4 protein-coding genes and 2 pseudogenes are annotated in these 6,313 nt (G+C 64.3%); all 6 read right to left on the reverse strand.

Going from position 1 to position 6,313, the window contains the following annotated elements; translation table 11 throughout:
- Nucleotides 1-907 (reverse strand): annotated as a pseudogene (locus Q0139_RS02900) (RNA degradosome polyphosphate kinase); the annotation flags it as partial.
- 31 nt (nucleotides 908-938) lie between these two features.
- Complete coding sequence (virB11, locus tag Q0139_RS02905) at nucleotides 939-1,985, reverse strand: P-type DNA transfer ATPase VirB11 (RefSeq protein ID WP_298017045.1); 1,047 nt, start codon at nucleotides 1,983-1,985, stop codon at nucleotides 939-941.
- A 20-nt stretch (nucleotides 1,986-2,005) separates the two neighbouring features.
- A complete protein-coding gene (locus Q0139_RS02910) occupies nucleotides 2,006-3,130 on the reverse strand; it encodes a TrbI/VirB10 family protein (protein WP_298017047.1) in 1,125 nt (374 codons plus the stop codon).
- A gap of 25 nt (nucleotides 3,131-3,155) precedes the next feature.
- Nucleotides 3,156-3,977 (reverse strand): TrbG/VirB9 family P-type conjugative transfer protein, encoded by an 822-nt coding sequence (locus tag Q0139_RS02915; RefSeq protein WP_298017050.1) that lies wholly within the window; start codon nucleotides 3,975-3,977, stop codon nucleotides 3,156-3,158.
- Complete coding sequence (locus Q0139_RS02920) at nucleotides 3,977-5,140, reverse strand: type IV secretion system protein (RefSeq protein ID WP_298017053.1); 1,164 nt, start codon at nucleotides 5,138-5,140, stop codon at nucleotides 3,977-3,979. The genes Q0139_RS02915 and Q0139_RS02920 overlap by 1 nt, the downstream gene beginning before the upstream one ends.
- A pseudogene (locus tag Q0139_RS02925) lies at nucleotides 5,137-6,313 on the reverse strand (VirB4 family type IV secretion/conjugal transfer ATPase); the annotation flags it as partial. The gene Q0139_RS02920 and the pseudogene Q0139_RS02925, both read right to left, overlap by 4 nt.

Below are 6,313 nucleotides of genomic sequence, written 5' to 3' on the forward strand. Positions count from 1 at the left end.
TTGCCTCGCCATGGGGATCGAAATCCTCCTCCAGTTCCAGCTGGATCACCTGTCCGCGGCGGCGACGTTGGATCGCGCTGCGGAAAGTGCGCACGAGGTCTTCGGCCTCTTCCTCGATTTCGATATCGCTGTCACGCAGGACGCGGAACAGGCCGTCACCCTTGATGGTAAAGCCGGGGAAGAGCTTCTTGGCGTAGCGCTGGATGAGGCTGGCGATCGAGATATAGATCGCGCCGCCTGCTTCAGCGCCCTGCTCGGCGATATCGGCCGGCACGCGCACGAAGCGCGGGAGCGCGGTGGGGATCAGGATCATTTCCATGATCTGTTCCTTGTCTGCATCGCGCGTCAGCGTAAACAACAGGCCTAGCCCTTCGTTATGAACGAAGGGAAACGGATGTGCCGGATCGAGTGCCTGCGGAGTGATGACCGGCAGGATCTCTTCGACGAAATAGTTCTTGAGCCACTTGTGTGCCGCCGGCTTGATCCGCTGTTCGTCGGCGATGTGGATGCCGGCGTCCGCCAGTTTCTGACGCAGGTCGCGCCAGATATCCTGCTGGCGTGCCGACAGTTCTGCCAGTTTCTGCCGGATCGCAGAAAGCTGCTGCGTCGGCGTGCGTCCGTCGATGCCCTGCTTGTCGATCCCGCGCTGCGCCTGCCCGACGAGGCCTGCGACACGGATCATCATGAATTCGTCGAGATTGCTGCCCGAAATCGAGAGGAACCGCAGCCGTTCGAGCAGCGGATAACGCTCGTTGCAAGCCTCGGCCAGAACCCGCTCGTTAAAGGCCAGCCACGAGAGTTCGCGGTTGAAATAGGCCTCTCCGCCCGGCGCGACGGTTGCAGGCGGGGCGGAAGGCGGAGACGCCGCCGAAACGGGCTGTTCATCGATGATCGGCTGGCTGCTCATAAGTTTGGCAGAAAAGCCCCTTTATCGTGTTTCAAACCAGCGAGCGGCTGTCCGCAATAGCGGTGATACCGCGCTTGCCATTGGCGTCGCGGCCAAGCTGCACAATCACGTCGATAACACTCGCAGCATAAGAAATCGTATCGCTGCGCGTGAGACCGATGCCGGTTTGCATGACCATCAGCGACAATTGCTCCAGCGCCCCGCGCAGCGAATTGGCGTGGATGGTCGAAAAGCTGCCCGGATGGCCTGTGTTGATCGCGCGGAGGAAAGAAACACTCTCCGCCCCGCGCAACTCGCCCAGCACGATGCGGTCCGGACGCAGACGCAGCGCCGCCTGAAGCAGTTCGTTGGGCGTAACCTTGGCCTCGCCCAGTTCGCCTTTGACAGCGACCAGTCCGACCGAGTTTTCTCCGGGAAATTTCAGTTCGGGCGTGTCCTCGACCAGCACCACCCGCTCTTCGCGCGGGATCTCGCCGAGCATGGCGTTGAGGAAGGTCGTCTTACCCGTGCTGGTCCCGCCCGAGATCAGGATCGTGCGGCGGTGGCGGATCGCCTCGCGCAGATAATCGATCGGCTGGAACTGCGGATCGGGCATATCGACATGCTGCTCGCCAGCGAGCGGGCCGGTGTCATAGGCATCGAGCGGCAGGTCTAAGCGGCGGTGGCGGCGGATGGCCATGACCCAGTGCTTTCGGCTCGCAGGCGGGCCGCAGAACTGGATACGCGCGCCGTCGGGCAATGTCGCGCCAAGCAGCGGGTGCTCGCGGTTGATGCCCTGATGGCTGACACGCGCGACCTGTTCGGCAAGGCGCTGAACCAGTCGGTCGTCGATCTCGGGAGTGATGACCTTCTTGATGCCCGGATCGCTCGCATCCTCGACCCAGACTTCGCCCGGTTCGTTGACCATGATTTCGGTCACCGTGTCACGGTCGAGCCAGCGTTTGAACGGGGCGAGATAGGCATCGAGATAGACGCTGCGTTCGCCGCCGATAGGCGCAACGCTTGCCGCTTCCTCTGCGGAGGTTGCGGCAGAGCCATTGTCCGGACCTGACGGGAGAGGATGGATATCGGCGGTCATGGAACGGCTGGCGCTTGGGCTCAGTTGCTGACCTGGCTGAAATCGAGATCGCGTGCGGTGAAGACGCGGATCGGCTCACCCATGCGCACACGGATCGTCGGGCCGATCTGGCTGTCTGCCTGCGCTGCGACGCTCGCCGCGCTCTGCCCTGCCCCGCCGAGAACGACCGAAGTCCCGCCCGACGCAATCGCGCCAAGCCCGCCGACGACCGACAGCAACATGGCCGATCCGAAGCGGCGGAAGAAGTGGCTGTTGACGTCGCCTTCAAGCCCCGTCGTGCCGTCGAACGCGACAGCGGGAGAAGCGATGTTGACCGATGCGCCGTCGGGACGGATCAGGCGGGTCCAGATGACGTAAGCGCGTTTCTGGCCCTGCTGCACGCCCGACTGGTATTGCCCGATCAGCCGCGAGGAACGCGGGATCAGCACATTCTTGCCGTCGAAACTGCGCACGTCCTGACTGACGACGGCGCGAACGTAGCCCGGCACATCGGTGTTGATCGCGGTTTCGAGCACGGCGGGGATCATCGTCCCTTCGGTAACGGTGGTGCCGGGATTGACCATCGGGCGGGCTTGGGCCGCCACGCCGCCCACTCCGCCGACGCGGCTGGCGAAATCGCCTGCCGAACCGATTGCGCCGCTGTTGCCCGTGTTTGCAGTGGCCGCAATCGCGCCGGGAGCCGCCTCGGTCGCGCGCGCCGTTTGCGCGGCGCCGCTGGCGTCGAAGATCAATTGCGGGCTGGCATAGGGATTGGCCGCCGGACCGATGCCTGCGCCCGGAGCGTTGGACAGAATAGGAGCAGGCGCCGGATCAGGGCGCGCAACTACAGGCGCGACGGGAGCAGGAGACACCGCCGGATTCGGCGCAGGCACAGCCGCAGCCTGCGGAGGCGCGACCTGCTGGTTGCCGGTCGTCTCGGCTTCGGGCACTTGCGCTGCATTCATCGCCCAGAAGGTCGTTGCGCCAAGCAGGCCGACAATCGCCACGCCAGCGGCAAGCCCCAGCCCTTCGGTCTTGGTCTTGCGCTCTGCAACCGCAGAATAGCCGTTGCGGCTGGCAAGATCGATAATCTCGGCAGATTCGCCTTCGCGCGGATCGCCGCCATCGGTGCCGGAGTTGTCGCCCTTCTTGGGCGGAAGACGCATGGCAAGACGCATTACTTCATCTCCCTCATGAACCGCGCGCGAGATTGCTCGCAGCGCTGACCTGACGCGTCGGCATCGGGCCATTGTTGGTGAGTGTAGCAGAATCGCGACCCGAGCGCAGGATGATCTCGCGCGGGACGGTGTCGAGCACGACGGTTTCGCCGCGCGGAGTGAAATTGACGGGACCTTCATCGCCGTCGGCATTGGTAATCAGGATCGCAGGGATCGGCGTGCCTGCAGGCCAGGTGAGGAACACCGCCTCGCCATTGTCGTAGATACGCGCCGGCAGCAGTTCGACATCACCTTCGGCTTCCCACTCGAAATTGAGCGTTGCGGGATCGGACACCGCATAGGGATCGTTGGCCGCCGCGATCTCGACCGGGTTGGCGGCCTCGCGTTCAGCCGCTTCCGCCGCTGCAAGCGCAGCCTCGGCCTGCGCCTTCTCGGCTTCGGGATAGCGGAATTGCAGCACATAGAGCGGCGCGTTGCGCGGGCTGGCGACGAGATCGAACAGATAGGTCCGGCGGCTGGTTACGACGGTCATATTGGTGGTTGCCGAGGTTTCGAGCGGCTTCACGAACAGGATTGTCTGCGCCTGATTGGGCTGCACCTGCCACGCGGCACTATCACCGATCGCGACGTTCTGGATCGTTTCGTCGGGCGCGAACTTGATCGTGGTCTGGACGCGGACCTTGCCCTTGATGGTGTAAACCTGCGCCTCGTCGAACACGAGTGTGACGAGCCGCGGATCGCCTGCGACCTCGCGCTCTTGGGCGACAGCAGGAACCGCGCTCAGCGTGAGCGCAAGCGCCATGAGGGGGAGCCGAAGCTGTTCGGCACGGGTCATCAGAACTTCTCCGTTTTGGCCGGGCGGAAGCGATTGCCGATGCCGCGCGTGCGCGAGGTGGCGACCCCGGTCGAGGCGGGCTGTCCGCTGGCAGATGTCGTCGCAAAAACCTTGGTTTCGCGGATCGTGGTCGAGCCCGAAGGCCCGGTATCGTTCGCAGCCATAACCGCAGGGCCCGCAACGTCGATCCGGCGCGGGTTCGAGGCGGCAGGCGCGACGGGCATTTGTCTCGGCGCGGTTTGCGGTGCGGCAACCGGTGCGTTCTGCAACGGCGCGCGAACGGGATCGTCGCCGCGGGTGTCGGCCTTGTCCGGCGATGCGAGGCCGAAGACAGTCCATCCCGCGACCATGCTCGAGGCGACCTTGAGCACCATCAGCATCAGGCAGACGTGGACGAACCCGACGACGAAGAACGCCATCGCCGCCTGCTGGTCGATCTGCCCCGGCACCGCAATCAGCGCCGAGAGGATGGGAACGGCCATTTCAAGCATGATCGATCCGCCGACCACCGCGAACAGCGGCGCAAGGGCTAGCAGGACCAGTCCCTTGAGCCAGCCCACGAACAGCCCGCGCGTGCCGTTGAACAGCGCGAGCACGACAAAAATCGGCCCGACAGCCAGCAGCAGCGCCAGCCCGATGCGCGCGGTCACCAGCAGACCCACTGTGCCGAGCAGCAGGAACATCGCCCCCAGCCACATCATGCCGGGCGGCGAGAACATGCTGATGTCGGTCTGGCCTCCGCTCGCCTCTTGCACGGCCACGAAAACGATATCGAGCTTGGTCGCAAAGGTCGCGGTCGCATCGCCATTGGTGTCGGTGATGAGCGCCGCGAGCCAGTTAGGCCCCTCGACGAAGACGTTATAGAACAGGCTCTGGTAGGCGATGAAGCTGGTCGCAAAGGTCATCACGAGGCCAATCGTCATCACCTTCGGAATAACAGCGCGGACCGAGAGGTTCGAACGGCCCAGCATCAGGCTGAACCCGAAAAACGCGACATACAGCGTCAGCAAGATCGTCAGCGCGAGACCGAATTGCCCGCCCGAGCCGAAGATGCGCTCATAGGCCTGCTCGCTGACCTGCGAGGCGATGCAATCGACCGCGGTCAGCGCCGCAGCGACGCCGGTGCCCATATCCTGAGCGACGAGATCGCAGCTCGTCGTCATTCGGCAGCCTGCCAGACGGGCACGCCGTCCTCGTCCATGTTCGAAGATCCATCGGGCCAGGCGCGATTGGTGAGCGCGGGATACCATGCCGATGGCTCGTCACCCACCGCCTCGCGCAGCAGATCGAGACGGCGCACGGAGGCTTCGCGTCCCGAGAGGATCGTCAGAACTTCGGGCGCACCCGACAGATCGAGCCGCACGACGACGCTGGCGTCGGGCTGGCGCACCAGGAAGCAGCGCGAATGAGCCGGCAGCGTGCGGATCAGCGCGAGTTCGTGATCGGTCAGGCCGAAACCGTCGCAATAATCCTCGGGCCGTGCGCGGCTGTTGGGCATGAAAACCATGGTCGCGGTCTGCTCGACCAATGCGGTGGAAATGCGGCTTTCGAGCGCATCGCGGGCGGACTGCGTGGCAAATCCGACCAGAGCGTTGCGCTTACGCAGCGTTTTGAGCCAATCGCGGATACGCGCTGCGAAGACCTCGTCATCGAGCGCCTTCCAGCCCTCGTCGATCAGGATCATCGTCGGCTCGCCATCGAGCCTTTCGTCGATCCGGTGGAAGAGATACATCATCGTCGGCGTGCGCAGGCGCGGGTTTTCCAGCAACTGCGTCATGTCGAAACCGAGCACGCGCTGGTCGAGATCGAGCAGGTCACGCTCATTGTCGAACAGCCATGCGTGTTCGCCGCCGTCACCGCTCGCGCTGCCGATCCATGCGCCGAGCCGGTCGGCGAGATCGCCCGGTTCCGGGCGGCGCGCGCCTGCGAGCAGTTCCTTGAAGTGCCGCAAGCGGCGCAGCGACGGGTCATTAGCATAGGTCGCATCGACCGCCGCGCTGATCGTCGCATATTCCTCCGGCCCCTCGGCCTTCAGCAGCACACCCAGCCAATCGCGCAGGAACGCCTTGTTGCTTGGCGTATCGGGCAGAGCCAGCGGGTTGAAGCCTGTCGGCTCGCCCGGATTGACCCGGTCATAGCGCCCGCCAATGCCGCGAATGAACAGCTCGGCCCCGCGATCCTTGTCGAACAGGATGGTGCGCGGTTTGAACTTTTGCGCCTGCGCGGCGAGGAAGTTCATCACCACGGTCTTGCCCGAACCCGACGGTCCGATGACCGAGAAATTGCCGAGATCGCCGTGGTGGAAATTGAAGAAGAACGGCGTCGCGCTGGTGGTT

The sequence above is a fragment of the uncultured Parasphingopyxis sp. genome (assembly GCF_937129435.1).
Lineage (GTDB): Bacteria > Pseudomonadota > Alphaproteobacteria > Sphingomonadales > Sphingomonadaceae > Parasphingopyxis.

Excerpts from the sequence above, each read along its gene's own strand:
- virB11 (WP_298017045.1), bottom strand. The coding sequence starts at position 1,985 with ATGACCGCCGATATCCATCCTCTCCCGTCAGGTCCGGACAATGGCTCT.
- Q0139_RS02910 (WP_298017047.1), bottom strand. The coding sequence starts at position 3,130 with ATGCGTCTTCCGCCCAAGAAGGGCGACAACTCCGGCACCGATGGCGGC.
- Q0139_RS02915 (WP_298017050.1), bottom strand. The coding sequence starts at position 3,977 with ATGACCCGTGCCGAACAGCTTCGGCTCCCCCTCATGGCGCTTGCGCTC.
- Q0139_RS02920 (WP_298017053.1), bottom strand. The coding sequence starts at position 5,140 with ATGACGACGAGCTGCGATCTCGTCGCTCAGGATATGGGCACCGGCGTC.